The organism is Rhizobium acaciae, from assembly GCF_025941625.1.
Taxonomy (GTDB): Bacteria; Pseudomonadota; Alphaproteobacteria; order Rhizobiales; family Rhizobiaceae; genus Rhizobium; species Rhizobium acaciae.
On record NZ_JAPCZO010000003.1, the window covers coordinates 65,130 to 83,127 of the forward strand.

Annotated in this window: 15 protein-coding genes; 7 read left to right on the top strand and 8 right to left on the bottom strand. The window is 61.5% G+C overall.

Translation table 11 applies throughout. The features are described 5' to 3' along the window. Positions 1–82: 82 nt before the first annotated feature. Complete coding sequence (locus OLZ32_RS06140; protein ID WP_003543050.1) at positions 83–991, bottom strand: LysR family transcriptional regulator; 909 nt, start codon at positions 989–991, stop codon at positions 83–85. A gap of 180 nt (positions 992–1,171) precedes the next feature. Here OLZ32_RS06140 and OLZ32_RS06145 point away from each other — a divergent pair, with 180 nt between their 5' ends. After that, positions 1,172–1,864: a hypothetical protein gene (locus OLZ32_RS06145; RefSeq protein WP_003543049.1), complete on the top strand. Its 693-nt coding sequence runs from the start codon at positions 1,172–1,174 to the stop codon at positions 1,862–1,864. Positions 1,865–1,876: 12 nt separating this feature from the next. Here OLZ32_RS06145 and OLZ32_RS06150 read toward each other — a convergent pair whose 3' ends face one another. Next, positions 1,877–2,767: an AraC family transcriptional regulator gene (locus OLZ32_RS06150; protein WP_003543048.1), complete on the bottom strand. Its 891-nt coding sequence runs from the start codon at positions 2,765–2,767 to the stop codon at positions 1,877–1,879. A gap of 132 nt (positions 2,768–2,899) precedes the next feature. Between OLZ32_RS06150 and OLZ32_RS06155 the strand changes: the two genes are divergently transcribed. Then, the gene (locus OLZ32_RS06155; protein ID WP_003543047.1) at positions 2,900–3,652 is read left to right on the top strand and encodes an SDR family NAD(P)-dependent oxidoreductase; all 753 of its coding nucleotides are present in this window, start codon (positions 2,900–2,902) and stop codon (positions 3,650–3,652) included. Between the two features lie 166 nt (positions 3,653–3,818). Here OLZ32_RS06155 and lysS read toward each other — a convergent pair whose 3' ends face one another. From lysS to OLZ32_RS06180, 5 genes are all read right to left on the bottom strand, one after another. Beyond that, positions 3,819–5,315, bottom strand: a complete 1,497-nt coding sequence (lysS, locus tag OLZ32_RS06160) for a lysine--tRNA ligase (RefSeq protein WP_264420171.1) — start codon at positions 5,313–5,315, stop codon at positions 3,819–3,821. A gap of 22 nt (positions 5,316–5,337) precedes the next feature. Next, positions 5,338–6,804 carry a glutamate--tRNA ligase gene (gltX, locus tag OLZ32_RS06165; protein ID WP_264420173.1) on the bottom strand — a complete coding sequence of 489 codons (1,467 nt, stop codon included), beginning with the start codon at positions 6,802–6,804 and terminating at the stop codon, positions 5,338–5,340. Between the two features lie 246 nt (positions 6,805–7,050). Continuing rightward, the gene (locus OLZ32_RS06170; protein WP_264420175.1) at positions 7,051–7,806 is read right to left on the bottom strand and encodes a TerC family protein; all 756 of its coding nucleotides are present in this window, start codon (positions 7,804–7,806) and stop codon (positions 7,051–7,053) included. Between the two features lie 149 nt (positions 7,807–7,955). Further along, on the bottom strand, positions 7,956–8,795 hold the full coding sequence (locus tag OLZ32_RS06175) for an AraC family transcriptional regulator (RefSeq protein WP_264420177.1): 840 nt from the start codon (positions 8,793–8,795) through the stop codon (positions 7,956–7,958). A 105-nt stretch (positions 8,796–8,900) separates the two neighbouring features. Further along, the gene (locus OLZ32_RS06180) at positions 8,901–9,581 is read right to left on the bottom strand and encodes a TetR/AcrR family transcriptional regulator (protein ID WP_003543038.1); all 681 of its coding nucleotides are present in this window, start codon (positions 9,579–9,581) and stop codon (positions 8,901–8,903) included. 151 nt (positions 9,582–9,732) lie between these two features. On the opposite strand from OLZ32_RS06180, the gene OLZ32_RS06185 reads away from it, so the two are divergent. The 5 genes from OLZ32_RS06185 to xylA all read left to right on the top strand — a co-directional run bounded on the left by OLZ32_RS06185 (position 9,733) and on the right by xylA (position 16,774). After that, a complete protein-coding gene (locus tag OLZ32_RS06185; RefSeq protein ID WP_264398576.1) occupies positions 9,733–10,944 on the top strand; it encodes an HlyD family secretion protein in 1,212 nt (403 codons plus the stop codon). A gap of 27 nt (positions 10,945–10,971) precedes the next feature. Beyond that, positions 10,972–12,570, top strand: coding sequence for a DHA2 family efflux MFS transporter permease subunit (locus OLZ32_RS06190; protein WP_164038707.1), 1,599 nt, complete (start codon positions 10,972–10,974; stop codon positions 12,568–12,570). Between the two features lie 204 nt (positions 12,571–12,774). Further along, entirely contained in the window at positions 12,775–13,797 is a 1,023-nt protein-coding gene (locus OLZ32_RS06195; protein WP_003543030.1) for a LacI family DNA-binding transcriptional regulator, read from the top strand. Between the two features lie 21 nt (positions 13,798–13,818). Next, entirely contained in the window at positions 13,819–15,273 is a 1,455-nt protein-coding gene (xylB, locus tag OLZ32_RS06200; protein WP_264420179.1) for a xylulokinase, read from the top strand. Positions 15,274–15,463: 190 nt separating this feature from the next. Further along, positions 15,464–16,774, top strand: a complete 1,311-nt coding sequence (xylA, locus tag OLZ32_RS06205; protein ID WP_017989459.1) for a xylose isomerase — start codon at positions 15,464–15,466, stop codon at positions 16,772–16,774. Positions 16,775–16,850: 76 nt separating this feature from the next. On the opposite strand, the gene OLZ32_RS06210 is transcribed toward xylA, so the two are convergent. After that, on the bottom strand, positions 16,851–17,882 hold the full coding sequence (locus OLZ32_RS06210; protein ID WP_003543025.1) for a LacI family DNA-binding transcriptional regulator: 1,032 nt from the start codon (positions 17,880–17,882) through the stop codon (positions 16,851–16,853). Between the last annotated feature and the right edge of the window lie 116 nt (positions 17,883–17,998).

The following is a 17,998-nucleotide window of genomic DNA, read 5'->3' on the forward strand; positions in this document are numbered from 1 at the left end:
TTGTTCCCGGTTGAAAAGGTGACGCGAAAAAGCCGCTTTCGCAAATTCATTTATCAGAAAGGCGATATCGGAAATTCCGATATCAGCGGATACGCCCGGATCTTAAGCTCTCGGCGATACCGACGAAGTCGCGCGCCGCCTGCGGCAGGCTGGAGCCCTTGCGCCAGACCATGCCGACCTGGACGACCGGCAGCGAACCGGAGACGTCGCGGCTCTCGATGCGGTCGCCTTCCAGCGACCATGGTCGGTAGACGAGATCGGGAAGCAGGGCTACGCCGGCGCCTGTTGCAACCAGGCTGCGCACCGCCTCCACCGAGCGGGTGCGGAAGGCGACATGCGGGCGGGCGCCGAGTGCTGAGAGCAGCTTGCCGGTATTCTCCTCGATTTCGTCGACCGTCAGCATGATCAGCGGTTCGCGGGCGATGTCGGCGACCGAGATGATGTCGGCCGATACCAGCGGATGGCCCATCGGCAGCCATAGTCGATAGGGCGAGGTTTCCAGAATTTCCGCCTGCAGCGCCATGCGGTCGCGCAGGTTGGAAATGACCATCACGGCGACATCCAGTTCGCCGCCGACCAGGAGATGTTCGAGGTAACCGCCATTGTCCTCGATGGCGCTGACCTCGATGCCTGGACAGGCGCGCCGGTATCGCGCCAGGAGATCGGAGAGCACATAGCCGGCGACAAGCGAGGTGACGCCGATGTTCAGCGTGCCGGAGAGGGCGTTTTGCTGGCCGGAAAAGCTGGTCCGCGCATCGGAGACAGAGGCGAGGATCTTCGTCGCATGACGCAGGAACTGGTGGCCGTTGTGGGTGATTGTCAGGCCGCGCGGATGGCGCTCGAAGAGCTCGACGCCGAGGTCGCTTTCAAGCTCCTTCAGCGCTTCCGTCACCGAGGATTGCGAGATCGAAAGGTTCTGTGCGGCTCGCGTCACCGAACCCTGTTCGGCGACGGCGACGAAAAATTGAACCTGGCGAAGCGTGAAGGCCATGGGCGTTTAGAGCATGGCGGAATACGACCTGACAAGCGGCCTGAAAAAAGCGGACCTTTTTTGGTATTTTCCTAAAATGGAGCGGGCTTCGCATACCCACTTAAACTTTCGGAAACGTCATTTCCTTAGCGTTCTCAGCACTTGTCCTGCGTTGGAGTTTCAGATGGCGGAGCAGTTGGCGTGAAGGCCTTACTGCGCATATTCCGGCCTTCCCGGAAATTGGCAATCATCATTGGCGGAGTCGCTCTTCTCATGGGCGTGTCCGGCGGTGCGGCGGTCTATGTCGGCAAGGACAGGCTGATCGGTGCAGCTGGTGGTGGCTACGGGCTCGAATGCAGTGACGTCAACCTGGTGACGATCCGCAAGCAGGATCACGTTTGGGTGCGCAAATACATCAAGACCGAACCGACCGACGGGATGACGCGGGTCAAGACCGCGCTTCGTGTCGCCCAGGCGGTTTATGCCGCGCAGAAGCCGGATCTGGTGCAGGTGGTGGTGCTCGACGAAAACGGACCGACGATGCGCGCCGATATTCGCGGCCGGGCGATCGGCGCGGATGTCGTCTATATCCCGCATCCCGACAAGACCGTTCCCGGCCTCGACGACAAGTCCTATACAGCGCGCTACTACGACGGCAAGGCCAGCGAAAACGGGCTGTTCTTCGGCGAGCGGATAGAGATGCCGTTCGACGAGATCGCCATGATCAGCGCCGCTTTCAAGGATCCCGAGGATTGCGTCGACCCGGTCGCGGTTGCTTCCACAAAGAGTGAGGGCAAGGCAGCAGCCGGCGGACACGGCGCAGCGCCCAAGGATGCAGCCACTCCAGCAAAAGCCGCTCCCGAAGAGGCGCCGCCGGCCAAGAGCGGGCACTAAACCCAAAAAGCATCAGGCGGCAGGCCTGATATTTTCCCTTATCAGCGAGGCGTCGCGCGCCGGCGGCTGGCCGAAGAAACGTGCATATTCCCTGGTGAATTGCGAGGCGCTCTCGTAGCCCACCGAGTAGGCGACCGAGGAGGCGTTTCCGGATTGGGAAATCAGAAGCTGGCGGGCTTGCAGCAGGCGGATACGCTTCTGGAACTGGATCGGGCTCATCGCCGTCACAGCCTTGAAATGGCGATGAAAAGCCGAGACGCTCATGGAAGTGAGGGCAGCAAGTTTTTCGACCTCGACCGCTTCGGCATAGTGCTCGCGAACCCAGCGGATGGCGAGCCGTATCCGCGACAGGGCGCTATCGGGTGCTGCGATATCGCGCAGCATCCAGCCCTGCGGTCCCTGCAGCACGCGATAGAGGATTTCGCGTTCGTAGGCCGGGGCAAGGGCAGCGATATCCTGCGGGCGCTCCATGAGCTGCAGCATCCTCAGCCAGGCACCCAAAAGTTCCGGCGTCATGCGACAGACGGAATAGCCGCCGCTTTGTCCCTCCTGATAGAATTGCGGCGGAAGATCCAGGAGAAGCGCTGCGACCTTTGCCGGATCGAGCGATAGGCTGACGCCGATATAGGGCCGGTCGGGACTTGCCTGCTGCACCATGCCCGTCGCCGGCACATCGATCGATATCACGAAGTAGCTCGCTGGATCGTAATAATAGTCCTGTCCGGCGATCGTCAGCGTCTTGCTGCCATCGAGAATGAGGTTGACCATCGGCTCATAAACGGCGCCGAGCTTGTGTTCGGGGATCTCCCCCTTGACCATCAGTATGCCGGGTATGCCGGTTTCCGTCGGGCGGTTTTCAGCGTGGGCCGTCAAGCGGCGCATCTCTTCGAGCATTGTTTGCATGGCGAAATCCTGACCCAGCATGTGACACGGCGCAAGGTAAAAGCAGGAATAGGCAAGAACGAGGCAGTTTCCGGCGGAGTGCAGGCCGGCTGTTTCCCATAGCTTCCGGCCACCGAAGCAAAGGAGACAGAAATGAAAATCGCAATCATTACCGGCGGCAGCCGTGGCATTGGGCAATCGGCAGCGCAGGAATGCGCAAGGCGCGGCATGGGTGTCATCCTCACCTATAAGAGCCACAAACCAGGTGCGGATGAAGTCATCGCCGCGATCAAGGCAGACGGTGGTCAAGCCGTTGCGCTTGCCCTCGATGTCGGTGATGCCGGCAGCTTTCCGGACTTCGTGGCGCAGGTGAAACGGCTGCTTTCCACCTATTGGGGCCGGAATACGTTTGACTGCCTCGTCAACAATGCCGGTTTCGGCATGTTCAATCTCATGGAGACGGTGACGACGGACCAGTTCGACGCTCTGATGAATGTCCACCTGAAAGGGCCGTTCTTCCTGACGCAGGCGCTGCTGCCGCTGATGGTCGATGGCGGCGTCATCCTCAATGTAACGAGCGCTTCCGTTCGCGTCGCAACAGCAGGTGTTGCGCCTTATGCAGCCCTCAAGTCCGGACTTGAGACGTTGACCCGCTATCAGGCGAAGGAGTTCGGCGATCGCGGGATCCGCGCCAATGCCATCTCGCCCGGTCCTATCCGCACCAATCTTGCCGACGCTGCGCTGGACAAGAACCCGGAGTTCGCCGCGTTGCTCGCCTCACAGACGGCTCTCGGCCGTATCGGCGAAGCCGAGGATGTCGGCCGCGTCATCGCCATGCTCGCGTCCGACGACGGCGCATGGATCAATGCGCAGACAATCGAGGTCGCCGGCGGCTACATGATCTGAGTGTGACGACGAACGCGGTCATAACAAAAACCAACGAAATAACGTCATTCCGTGACCGACCAAACCACTGTGTCTTGGTCCATCGGCTCAGTCTTTCACCAGTCTGCCTAAAACAAACGGAGCGTCCTTTCGGGCGTTCCGTTTATTCATCTAAAGAATGCTGTTCTCAGTCGGCCTTGCTGCGGCGGGCCGGGAAGAGGATGACGTCGCGGATCGACGGCGCATTGGTCAAAAGCATGATGAGCCGGTCGACGCCGATGCCGAGGCCACCTGCCGGCGGCATGCCCTGGTCGATGGCGTCGAGGAATTCCTCGTCTAGCTGCTTTTCCTTTTCGCCGCGGGCATGCGCCTGTTCGAGCTGCTCGACCATGCGGCGGCGCTGCTCTTCAGGATCGTTGAGTTCCGAGAAGGCGTTGCCGAGTTCCCAGGCGTTACAATAGGTTTCGAAGCGCTCGACGAGGCGCGGCTCGCCCGGCACTTCCTTGGCGAAGGGCGAAATGTCCTTCGGGAAGTGCGTAACGTGCGAGGGTTGGATCAGCGTCTGCTCGACCTTCTCTTCGAAGATGAAGGCGAGGCATTCGCCCCAGGTCCAATCCTTCTCGACTGCGAAGCCGGCAGCCTTGGCGGCGGCGCGGGCCTCTTCATCGGTCTTGATGGCGCGGAAATCGATGCCGGTCGCTTCCTTGACGGCATCGGGCATCGGCACGCGCTTGAACGGCCCCTTGAAGGAAATCCGCTTGTCGCCGAAGTCGACTTCCGTCGTGCCGTGGATGGAGAGCGCCAAGCTTTCGAACAGCCGCTCGACGAGGTCCATGATGTCCTCGTAGTCGGCATAGGCCCAGTAACACTCCATCATGGTGAATTCGGGATTGTGCCGGGTGGAGACGCCTTCGTTACGGAAGTTCCGGTTGATCTCGAAGACCTTGTCGGTCAGCCCCGAAACCAGCGTGCGCTTGAGGAACAGTTCCGGCGCGATGCGCAGGTACATGTCGAGCTTCAGCGTTTTGTGATGCGTCTTGAACGGCTCGGCGGTGGCGCCGCCATAGACCGAATGCAGCATCGGCGTTTCGACTTCCATGAAGCCGTCATTTTCCATGAAGCGGCGGATGCCGGAAAGGATCTTCGAGCGCTGCTGGAAGCGGAGCTTCGAATCCTCGTTGGTCATGATGTCGAGATGGCGCTTGCGATAGCGCAGCTCGATGTCGGAGAGACCGTGCCACTTCTCCGGCATCGGCAGCAGCGACTTCGTCAGCATGGTGATCGTCTGCGCGTTGATCGTCAGCTCGCCACGCTTGGTGCGGCGCACGATGCCGGTGACGCCGATGATGTCGCCGATGTCGATCATCGGCAGCAGCGCACGGGCTTCTTCCGGGGTCGTGTCCTTGTGACTGAAAATCTGGATCTTGCCGCCGGCATCGTGGATGTCCATGAACATGCCGGAGTTGCGCGACGAGTAGACGCGGCCGGCGACGGTGACGACATCCTGCGTCTCGACGTCAGGTTCCAGGTTTTCATATTTCGCGATGAGTTCGGCATTGGTCATCGTGCGGTGGAAATGTGCCGGATAGACCTCGCCGATCTGCTCGCGCAGCAGCTTCAGCTTCTGGGCGCGCACTTCCGTCGCGTCGGAGGAAAGGGTGTTTTCGGTCTTGTTGTCAGCCACTGTCGAAATCCTCTGACTGTTCTTACTTCGAGCCGACGAGGGCGGCGACCGCCTGCGAGGCGAGCTTCAGGCGCTGACGCACAACGGACCGGCCGAGGATCGCCATGGAATCGAAGAGCGGCAGCGAGCGCGACGAGCCGGACACGGCGACGAAGAGCGGCGAGACCACGACCTTCAGCTTCTTGCCCATGCGGTCGGCGATCGCGCGCAGCTCCGCCTCGATCGTCTCGACATTCCATTCCAGGATCTTTTCGAGATCCGGCTGAACGGTGTTGAGGATCTCCAGGATCTCTTCCGGCGGCGACTTGATCTTGGCGAAGTCGGAAGGCTGCAGGCCGAGATCGGACTTCAGCAGGAAGCCGGCGAGATCGGGCAGTTCGCCGAGCTTGGAAATGCGCGTCTGCGACAGGCGCAGACCTTCCTTCAGGCGGTCGTTTTCCATCGCCCAGGTCAGCACACGTGCCTGGAATTCCTCTTCGGAGAGCTTCTCGCGGATCCAGCGGCCGTTCAGCCAGTCGAGCTTCTGAATGTCGAAGATCGCGCCGGCCTTGGAGAGGTTCTCCGGATCGAACTTCTCGGAGAGCTCGTTGATATCAAGCAGCTCTTCGCCTTCGGCGATCTGGATGAAGAACAGGCCGAGGAAGTTCATCAGCGCCTCGGAAATGTAGCCGAGCGCGGAGTAATAGGAGATCGAGGTCGGGTTCTTGCGCTTCGACAGCTTCGACTTGTCGGCATTGCGCATCAGCGACAGATGCATGAAGACCGGCTGATCCCAACCGAAATAGCGATAAAGCAGGATATGCTTCGGCACCGAAGCCAGCCATTCCTCGCCGCGCGCCACATGGGTGATCTTCATCAGATGGTCGTCGATGACGTTGGCCATATGATAGGTCGGCATGCCGTCGGCTTTGACGAGGACCTGCATGTCGACGGAATCCCAGGGGATCGAGACTTCGCCATAGACGCCGTCTGTGAAGTCGCACGAACCTTCGGTCGGGATCTTCATGCGGATGACGGTCGTCTCGCCGGCGGCCATGCGCGAGGTGACTTCCTCGGCGGCAAGATTCAGGCAGAGGCCGTCATACTTCGGCGGCTTGCCGGCGGCGCGCTGGGTTTCGCGCATCTGCTCCAGCCGCGCCGGCGTGCAGAAACAGCGAAAGGCATGACCCTTTTCCAGCAATTCCTGGGCGTAAGGCTGGTACATGTCCTTGCGGTCGGACTGGCGATAGGGGCCGTAGGGGCCGCCGATATCAGGGCCTTCCTTCCATTCCAGCCCGCACCATTTCAGTGCGTCCAACACCTTCGTTTCGAATTCCGGGGTCGAGCGCGTCGCATCGGTATCCTCGATGCGCAAGATGAACTCGCCGCCGTGCTTCTTGGCGAAAAGGTAATTGAAGAGAGCGATGTAAGCGGTGCCGACATGCGGCTCGCCGGTCGGCGAGGGAGCGATGCGGACGCGGACGCCGGTGGCTGTCCCGGAAACTGTCATTGTGTGTGCCCGTCAATGAATGCCGGACGGCTTTCATGGGAAAGCGACGTTCGGCCGGAAGGATGCAGATAGCTTCATCGGCAAACCGGCCGGAAAAGGGGCATGCGCCCGCACTATCCGCCGATCGTCCGTTGGGCTGGCCTTAGGCCATATTCAACCGGGCGCGTCAAGAAAAACCACGCTTGCGAAGGCCTGATGGCGGTGCGTGAGGGCGCGCCGGTTCCGCCGCGCCCTCCTGTCCAAGCCTCAATGTGCGGCGTCGCGTTTGCGCTTGCGGGCGTTGCGCGCGAACATGTTCAGCACCTCGACCAGCGCCGAGAAGGCCATGGCGGCATAGACGTAGCCCTTCGGCACATGGAAGCCCATGCCTTCGGCGATGAGCGTCGTACCGATCATCAGCAGGAAGGCGAGCGCCAGCATGACGATCGTCGGGTTCCTCTCGATGAAGTTGGCAAGCGGGGTCGCGGCAACAAGCATGACGGTGACGGCGGCGACGACGGCGACCACCATGATCGGCAGATGCGGCGTCATGCCGACGGCGGTGATGATGCTGTCGACGGAGAAGACGAGGTCGAGCAGCAGGATCTGGCTGATGGCCGATGCAAAGCCGGTTGTTGCCGAACTTGCGATGAAGTCCTCGCCGTGATCTTCCGGATCGACGCTGTGGTGGATTTCCTTGGTGGCCTTCCAGACAAGGAACAGACCGCCGGCAATCAGGATCAGATCCTTCCAGGAGAAGCCGTGGCCGAAGGCTTCAAACAGCGGTTCGGTCAGTTGCACGATCCAGGCGATTGTGCCGAGCAGGGCGAGACGCATGACGAGCGCAAGACCGATGCCGATCTTGCGGGCCTTCTCCCGGTGCTCGGGCGGCAGTTTGTTGGTGAGAATGGAAATGAAGATCAGGTTGTCGATCCCGAGAACGACTTCCATCACCACCAGCGTGATGAGCGCCACCCAGGCGGCCGGATCCTGAATAAGCGTCATGATTCCCTGCATCAGCATATATCCCTTTTGCGTCACGTGAGTAATGACGCTCGCAATGTAATGTCGCCGGCCTGCCAGGCAAGCGCCGCAAGGGGGTATACGAAACCGATGTGACTTTTATTCCCTGGAACAGGATGTCATCCGAAAACCGCTGACACTTTTCGGCATCATGCTCTGATCGGCAACCAGATTTCTGTGACGCCCATGCCGGTATAGGGGTCAAAGCGCTCGTCGTAGCGTTCGAACATGTCGGGTGTCTCGCCGTGCTCCAGGCCTGAGGTCGGCCACCATGCGCCAAATATCCGGTTCATGGTCGCGGGAATGCCGGAGACATGACCGCGATGGGCAAAGACGACGTAGCGCTGGCCTGGAAGCTTGAGCGTTGCAAAGTCCGCCGGCAGATCGCCGACATCGGAAATTTCGACCGCGGCCATATAGCGGAATTTCTCTGCTTCACCATCGATATGGGTGCAGGTGCCGTAAGCGACATTGCCTTTCTGGCCGGAGATATGACCGAAATGGGCGTTGAATTTCTGCCAGAGAGAGGGAATGGCGGCATTGCCGCCATAGGGGTAGGTCTCCTGCAGGCCGGCAAACAGCATCGGTTGAAGGGTTTCGAAGCGGGGCGGTTCGAGGTCGTTGAGGTGGGCGGGGTCCATTCTGATCGGCTCCAGCAAGACAAGGTTACGGGCGTGCCCCTGTCTGCGCACCGCATCCGGCGTCATGCCGAACTGGTCGCGGAAGGCACGGGTGAAGGCTTCGTGCGAGCCGTAGCCGGCGCAAAGCGCAATCTCGAGAATGGTGGATGAGCCGCCGACCAACGCCGGCACGGCGCGGCTGAGGCGGCGCCCTCTTATATAGCCGCTGATCGAGTGACCGGTGACGAGCCCGAAGACGCGCGACAGATGGTAGCGCGACAATCCGGCTGCTTCCGATATCTCTTCCAGCGATATATCGCTTTCGAAATGGCTCTCGATGAACCAGATCGCCCGTCCGACGGCGCTCATTCTCATTCTCCTGGTTGCAGCTTCTTCCTTAGCGGAAGGCCGGCAGCCGGATTTGATCGCTATTGCGGGATTCTGGCCGATGGAGCACGGCAGTCAAGGGTGTGGTCAGGCGGTCTCGTGCCGGCGCGCGCCGTAGGCGGCCATGAAGACCCGGATCGCGCCGCGGATGACGCGCTCGATTTCATCGCGCGACGGCGGTTCTTCCATGCTTCCGAACAGGCGGAGCTTGAAGAAACTGCCGCTGGCGAGATCGAGGAACTGGCCGGCGGCCAGATCGATGTCGTCGATCTCAAACCTGCCTTCGGCGATGTAGCGTTCCAGGAAGTCGCGCATGATGGTGCGCAGATTTTCCGGACCCTTGAAGAAGCGTTGACAGAGCACCGGCATGCGGTCGCGAACGCCGAGAACGGTGCGCATCGCGCTGATGACCTTTTCATCGGTCATATGGGTGACGAAGCTTATCCCGAATTCGTACAGGCCGGCTTCGGGATCGTCATGTTCGGCAAGCGCCGTGCGCACGGCCGCCACGAAGGCGGCGCGCTCGGTCTCGATCATCGCCGAAAACAGTTCTTCCTTGTTGGTGAAATAGACGTAGAGCGTTCCCTTGGAGACTCCGGCCTCGCGGGTCACGTCGTTCATGCTGGCGGCGTCGAACCCCATCTTCATGAAGACGCGCTTGGCGCCGGCGAGGATCTGCTGGCGCTTGGCCGGATCTTCGCCTGCGGCAAATCGGCCTCCGGCAGCGGGAGGACTGAATACGGCGGCGTGGTCGGGTTTCAGCGTCATGTCCTCTTAACCGTGTTGACGGTTTCGCATGGTCTTTAAAAGAAATCGAACCGGTTGGTTCTATACATCTTGATATGACGATAAAACAGGTTTAAGTCAACTGAACCGAACCGTTCAGTTCGATTATTTACTCCAGATCGGTAAAGTGGCCATGTCGAGCAACCAGAAGAGCAACGTCGCGCGTATCGTCAGCGAAAACGCCGGAACCGAAGAGGTAAAGGCCGATGTCGCGGCCGTAGAAGCTCCGACGGCGGAAGCCCGCGAAGTTCCCTCTGCTCCCGCGCAGTCGGCGCCGGCTTCTGTCGCCGCACCCGCGGCTCCCAAGAAGCGCCGTAGCCCGGTGCTGCCGATCGTCGTGCTCGCCCTTCTCGCAGGCGGCGGCTGGTATGGTTACGAATGGTGGACGAACGGCCGCTTCATGGTGTCGACCGACGACGCCTATATCGAAGGCGATATCGCAACGATTTCGCCGAAGGTCACGGGCTACGTCGCGAAGGTGAACGTTGTCGCCAACCAGGAAGTCAAAGCGGGCGACGTGCTTGCCACGCTTGATAACGGCGACTATCAGAACGCCCTCGACTTGGCCCAGGCCCAGATCGTCACCGAACAGCTTTCGCTGCAGCGTATCGACGCGCAGATCGAAGGCGCGAATGCAAGCCTTGTGCAGGCGCAGGCGCAGAAGGTAGCACTCGAAGCGGCCGTTCGCGGTGCCGAGATCACCCAGAAGCGCCAGAGCGACCTTCAGGCGAAGTCGGTCGGCACCGCCGCCGATCTCGACAACGCCAATATTGCCCTCGACCAGGCCAAGGCCAATCTTGCCGGCGGCGACGCCAACATCACCGCCGCACAGGCCAACATCACCATTCTCCAGGCCCAACGCAAGGAAGCCGAAGGCTCGGTCCGTTCGCTTGAGATCTCGCGCGACAAGGCCGTCCGCGACCTTTCCTTCACGGTGCTCAAGGCGCCTTATGACGGCATTGTCGGCAACCGCTCCGTCCAGGAAGGCGACCTCGTCTCTCCCGGCCAGCGCCTGATGGCGCTCGTTCCGGTGCGCCAGCTCTATATCGACGCCAATTTCAAGGAAACGCAGATCCAGCATCTGGTGCCGGGCTCGAAGGTCAACGTCCAGGTCGATGCCTATAGCGATCATCCGATCGTCGGCACCGTCGAATCGATCTCGCCGGCTTCCGGCTCGGTCTTTTCGCTGCTGCCGCCGGAAAACGCCACCGGCAACTTTACCAAGGTGATCCAGCGCGTGCCGGTGCGCATTGCGCTGCCGCAGGATGCGCTCGACAGCGGCCGTCTGCGCGCGGGCCTGAGCGTCGTCGTCGACGTCGACACCCGCACGGCGCCGAGCAAGTAAGCCTTCAGGAAAGACAGAGGTGATCTGATGGCCGGGAGCGCGACAGCAACGGCGGGGACGATGCCGGCGGCACCCGCCCATGCCGACGAGCGCATGGATCCGAAGAAGCTCATCGCCTTCTTCGCGATGGTGCTCGGCATGTTCATGTCGATCCTCGACATCCAGATCGTCTCGGCCTCGCTTGCGGAGATCCAGGCCGGCCTTTCGGCCGGCAGCGACGAGATCGGCTGGGTGCAGACGTCCTATCTGATCGCCGAAGTGATCATGATCCCGCTCTCGGGCACGCTGGCGCGCATCATCTCGACGCGGTATCTTTTTGCGATCTCGGCCGCCGGCTTCACCATGGCGAGCGCGCTTGCCGCGACCGCGACGAATATCGACCAGATGATCGTCTACCGGGTCATCCAGGGCTTCATCGGCGGCGGCATGATCCCGTCGGTGTTCGCGGCCGCCTTCACCATCTTCCCGCCGTCGAAGCGCAGCATCGTCTCGCCGATCATCGGCTTGATTGCGACGCTGGCGCCGACCATCGGCCCGACCGTCGGCGGTTATCTCAGCCATGCCTTTTCCTGGCACTGGCTGTTCCTCGTCAACATCGTGCCCGGCATCATCGTCACGATCGTCACCTGGAACTTCATCGATTTCGACAAGCCGGAGCTGTCGCTCTTCAAGAAGTTCGACTGGTGGGGTCTGATCTCGATGGGCGTCTTCCTCGGTGCGCTGGAATATGTGCTCGAAGAGGGCAATTCGAACGACTGGTTCAACGACAGTTTCATCACCATCGCAGCGGTTGCCTCCGGCGTTGCAGCCATCGTCTTCTTCTATCGCGCCTTCACGGTGGATTTCCCCGTCGTCGACCTCAAGGCCTTTTCGAACCGGAATTTCTCCTTCGGCTCGGTGTTTTCCTTCGTCATGGGCATCGGTCTCTATGGTCTCACCTATATCTATCCGGTCTATCTCGGGCGCATCCGCGGCTATGATTCACTGATGATCGGCGAGACGATGTTCGTCTCCGGGCTTGCGATGTTCTTCACCGCGCCGATCGCCGGGCGGCTGTCGACCAAGATGGATCTGCGCCTGATGATGGTGATCGGCTTCGTCAGCTTTGCCGCCGGCACCTTCATCATGATGCATCTGACGGCGGATTGGGATTTCTACGAGCTCTTCATCCCGCAGATCCTGCGCGGCTTCGGGCTGATGATGTGCATGGTGCCGATCAACAACATCGCGCTCGGCACGATGCCGCCCTCGCGCATCCGCGGCGCGTCCGGCCTGTTCAACCTGACCAGAAACCTCGGGGGCGCCGTCGGCCTTGCCGTCATCAATACCGTGCTCACCAACCGGCAGGACGTGCACTACGAGCGGCTGCGGGAGAATATGGACTGGGGCAATCCGGCGGCGATCGACCAGATGAACAACATGGCCGCCAATTTCAACACCTATGGCATGGATGGCGCCTCGGTTGCGATCAAGCAGATGGTCGGCCTTGCCACCAAACAGGCGATCATTCTTTCCTTCAGTGACGTGTTCCTGATCCTGACCGCACTCTTCCTTGCCATGATCCTCGGTGTCGCCATGATCAAGAAACCCGCGCCGCAAGGGGGGGGAGGCGGTGGCGGCCACTGACCTCCGGCCTGCCGCCCCTTGAAAAGGCCCTCTTCGGAGGGTCTTTTTGTTTGCCGTTTTCAGGTCGCTATGTCATCAGGTCGATCATCGCCACCGGATCGGTCCGAAGCGAACATGCCGGGAAAACGATGCGGAAACCCGCCCGTTCGATTTTTTGATTTACGTACATCAAAATTGGCGCTAATGGTCTCGTCAGGAGGAATGATGAGGCCAACCGTTCACGATATCGCCGCCGCCGCCGGTGTCAGCCTGGCGACCGTTGACCGGGTTCTCAACCAGCGTCCCGGTGTGCGCCACGTCACGCGGGAAAAGGTCGAGACCGCGATCCGCGAACTCGGTTATGTCAGAGACGTCGCCGCCGCCAATCTTGCCAAAGGGCGCACCTATCCGCTGGTCTTCATCCTCCCGGCCAGCGACAACTCCTTCATGCACGGGCTCAATGCCGAGATCCGCCAGGCAGTCCTCCGATCGTCGGCCGAGCGCACCGATATCCGCACCATCGAGGTGCCGGCCTTCGATCCGGCTGCCCTCGTCTCCGTGCTCGAAGAGCTTTCCCGCGAAAAGCCCTGTGGCATTGCGCTGGTTGCTACCGATGCGCCTGACGTGCGCGCCGCCGTCGACAGGCTGGTGCGCGAGCGCTTTCCCATCGTCACTCTGGTTTCCGATCTCACGGGCTCGCTCCGCCATCACTATGCCGGCGTCGACAATATCGCAGCCGGCCGCACAGCCGCCCGGCTGCTCGGACGATTCCTCGGGCCGCGGAAGGGTGAAATCGCCGTGCTCGCCGGCTCCATGCTGGTGCGCGACCATCGCGAGCGGCTGGAGGGCTTTACCGCTGTCATGGCTGAGGAATTTCCCGATCTTGCAATCCTGCCGGTTCTCGAGGGCCGCGACGACCCGGAGGTCGCCCACAGGCTCGTTGCCGACGCGCTCGAGAATGCCGGCATCATCGGCGTCTACAGCCTCGGCGCCGGCAATCGCGGCCTGATCCGGGCGTTGAAGGAGAAGGCCGTCGACCGCGTGCTGACCGTGATCGCCCACGAACTGACCGCCCACACGCGCGCAGCACTCATCGACAACACGATCGATGCGATCCTCAACCAGGATGCCGGCCATGAGGTGCGCAGTGCGATCCGCGTGCTGAAGGCCAAGGCGGACGGGCTTGCCGTCATCGAAGCGCAGGAGCGCATCCGCCTCGACATATTCCTGAAAGACAATCTGCCGTAACGGCAAAGGGAGAAACACCACATGTATCTGGGTCTCGATCTCGGAACCTCCGGCGTCAAGGCGATGCTGATTGACGGTGATCAGAAGATCGTCGGCTCGGCCAACGGTTCGCTCGACGTGTCGCGTCCGCATTCCGGCTGGTCGGAGCAGGAGCCGGCCCACTGGGTGCGCGCCACCGAGGAGGCCGTCGCCGGCCTCAAGGCAAAACATCCGAAGGAGTTGGCGGCGGTCAAGGGCATCGGCCTTTCCGGCCAGATGCATGGCGCAACGCTCATCGATGCGACCGACAAGGTCCTGCGCCCGTGCATCCTCTGGAACGACACCCGCAGCTACGTCGAGGCCGCAGCACTCGATGTCGATCCGCGCTTTCGCGCGCTCACCGGCAACATCGTCTTCCCCGGCTTTACGGCGCCGAAGCTCGCCTGGATCGAGAAGCATGAGCCCGATGTCTTCGGCAAGATTGCCAAGGTGCTCTTGCCGAAGGACTATCTGCGTCTGTGGCTGACCGGCGACTATATCTCGGAAATGTCGGATTCGGCCGGCACCTCCTGGCTCGACACCGGCAAGCGCGCCTGGTCCTCCGAACTGCTCGCCGCCACCAACCTTTCCGAGGGGCAGATGCCGGCGCTCGTCGAGGGCACCGAGCAGGCCGGCAAGCTGCGGTCCGAACTGGCGGCGCAATGGGGTATATCAGGTGATGTCGTCGTTGCCGGCGGTGCCGGCGACAATGCGGCCTCGGCCTGCGGCATGGGCACGGTCAGCGATGGCGCCGCCTTCGTCTCGCTCGGCACATCAGGCGTGCTTTTTGCCGCCAACGGTTCCTATTTGCCGAAGCCGGAAAGCGCCGTGCATGCCTTCTGCCACGCGCTGCCGAACACCTGGCACCAGATGGGCGTCATCCTGTCGGCCACCGATGCGCTCAACTGGCATTCCAGCGTGACCGGCAAGTCGGCCGCCGATCTCACCGGCGAACTCGGCGAGACGCTGAAGGCACCCACCGGCGTCACCTTCCTGCCCTATCTCTCCGGCGAGCGCACGCCGCACAATGATGCCGTCATCCGCGGCGCCTTCATCGGCCTTGAACATGAAAGCAGCCGTGTCGTTCTGACCCAGGCGGTGCTCGAAGGCGTCGCCTTCGCCATCCGCGACAATCTCGAAGCCCTGCGTTCGGCCGGCACCGGCATATCCCGCGTCACGGCAATCGGCGGCGGTTCGCGCTCGCGTTACTGGCTGGCGTCGATCGCGACCGCACTCGGCGTTCCCGTCGACCTGCCGGCCGACGGCGATTTCGGCGCGGCCTTCGGCGCCGCCCGCCTCGGCCTGATCGCTGCAACGGGCGCGGATCCGATTGCCGTCTGCACGCCGCCGGTGACGGCAGGCACGATCGAGCCGGTATCCGCACTGAACGGCGCTTACGAGGATGCCTACAAGCGCTATCGCGCACTCTACCCGGCGATCAAGTCGCTGGCGCATTGAGAACTGGAGCCAGCGGCCCCCTCATCCGACCCTTCGGGCCACCTTCTCCCCGAGGGGAGAAGGGGAAAGAAGCGCCGCAGCGAGTCTCTTCTCCCCATCGGGGAGAAGGTGCCGGCAGGCGGATGAGGGGGCCCCTGGCGTAGACAAGAATTCGGAACTGCAAACAGATACAAACCCAAGGAGAACCAACATGAGCACCGGATTTTTCGGCGATATCCAGAAAGTAAAATACGAAGGCCCGGACAGCACCAATCCGCTGGCCTTCCGCCACTACCAGCCGGACGAGATCGTCATGGGCAAGCGCATGGAAGACCATCTGCGCTTTGCGGTGGCCTACTGGCACACCTTCACTTGGCCGGGCGGCGATCCCTTCGGCGGGCAGACCTTCCTGCGTCCCTGGTTCGAGGACACGATGAAGGCCGCCAAGCTCAAGGCCGACGTCGCCTTCGAATTCTTCTCGCTGCTCGGCTCGCCCTACTACTGCTTCCATGACGCCGACGTGCGTCCGGAAGGCAAGACTTTTGCCGAGAACACTAAAAACCTCAACGAGATCGTCGATTATTTCGCCGAGAAGCAGGCCGCAACCGGCACCAAGCTGCTCTGGGGCACGGCGAACCTCTTCTCCCACCGGCGCTATATGTCGGGCGCTGCGACCAATCCGGATCCTGACGTCTTCGCTTTCGCAGCCGCGACGGTGAAGACCTGCATCGACGCCACGCAGAAGCTCGGCGGCGAAAACTACGTGCTCTGGGGCGGCCGCGAAGGTTACGAGACACTGCTCAACACCGATATCGGCCGCGAGCTCGACCAGCTCGGCCGCTTCCTCAACCTCGTCGTCGAATACAAGCACAAGATCGGCTACAAGGGCACGATCCTGATCGAGCCGAAGCCGCAGGAGCCGACCAAGCACCAGTATGATTACGACGTCGCGACCGTCTATGGCTTCCTCAAGAAGCACGGCCTTGAAAACGAGGTGAAGCTCAATATCGAGCAGGGCCACGCGATCCTTGCCGGCCACTCCTTCGAGCACGAGCTGGCGCTTGCCAATGCGCTCGGTATCTTCGGCTCGATCGACATGAACCGCAACGACTACCAGTCCGGCTGGGATACCGACCAATTCCCGAACAATGTTCCCGAAATGGCGCTCGCTTACTACCATGTTCTGGCTGGCGGCGGCTTCAAGACCGGCGGCACCAACTTCGACTCGAAGCTGCGCCGCCAGTCTCTCGACCCGGCGGACCTGCTGATCGGCCATATCGGCGGCATGGATTGCTGCGCCCGCGGCCTGAAGGCCGCTGCCAGGATGATCGAGGACAAGGCTCTGTCGCAGCCGCTCGCCGATCGTTATGCCGGCTGGGAATCCGCCGAGGCGCAGAAGCTCTTCCGCGGCGAGTATTCGCTGGACGAGATCACCCATTATGTCGAGAGCCACGACGTGAACCCGCAGCCAAGGTCGGGCAAGCAGGAATTGCTTGAGAACGTCGTCAATCGTTACGTTTGATAAAGCGCGCCGGCGGCCATTGGTCGCCGGCGCATTTTGCCGGCTAAATGCGCCTTAAGCGCTTGCTGATACGGGTTCAACGTTTCGACCAGTTGCGCGACGGCGCCGAGACGGAGTTTCGAACCACCAGATCCGGCCGCAGCAAGATTTCCGTTTCGGTCGGCCGGCCATCGGACAGAAGTTCCAGCAGCAGCGCCATCGCCTGCTTGCCGATCGCCGTTCTCGGCTGGCGGATCGTGGTCAGCGGTGGGGATATGAAGACGGCCTGCGGCACGTCGTCGAAACCGGTCACCGAGAAATCCCGCGGAATGTCGTAGCCTCGCGCGCCAAGCCCGACCATGACGCCGATCGCCGTCTGGTCGTTCACGCACATGAAGGCGGTTGGAAGCGTGTCGCGCATGAAAAGCTGTTCGACCGCATGCCGCCCGCTTTCGATCGTGCCGTCGCCTTCCAGCACGATCCTGGTGTCGGGCGGGATGCCTGCGGCGTCGAGACCGGCATCGTAACCCATGCGGCGTCTCGTATAGGCAAGCCGGGTGCGCGAATCACCGATGAAGGCGATCTTGCGATGCCCTTCGGCCAGCAGCAGGTCCACCGCCTTGCGAGCGCCCTCGGTGTCGTCGACGCCGACATAGGGAATGCCGCCGTTGAAGACGGGCTCGAAAACGCCGACGCTCGGCGGCAGCCGCGCGGTCATCGTCTGATGCCCGAAGGGCAGGATGCCGGTGAAGAGGATCAACCCGGCCGCCTGGTTGGAATTGAAGAATTTTAGATATTCCAGGCCGCGCTGGGCATCGTTCTGCGTGTGGCCGATCAGGATGCCGTAGCCGTGCGCGCGCGCTTCGTTCTCCAGCCCGACGAGAATGTTGGAGAAATTGGGATCGCCGATATCGGGCGCCACGACGAGGATCATGTTGGAGCGGCCGAGCCTCAGGCTGCGCGCCATGGCATTGGTCGTATAGCCCGTGATGGCGATCGCCTGGTTGACCTTGAGGCGAGTGGAGTTGGCGACCTTCTCCGGCATGTGGATTGCCCGGGAAACCGTCGCGATAGAGACCTCGGCGATCCGGGCGACGTCTTCGATGGTTGCGGGCGTGGAATTCGACACTGGCTCTGCCTTGGGGCTGTCTTCGCCGCGACACTACACAGACTTGTCGAGAGGTCAAAGGCAGGCTTCAACTGATCTGTGTAAATCAACGATGTAAACCTTTACACGATGAATGT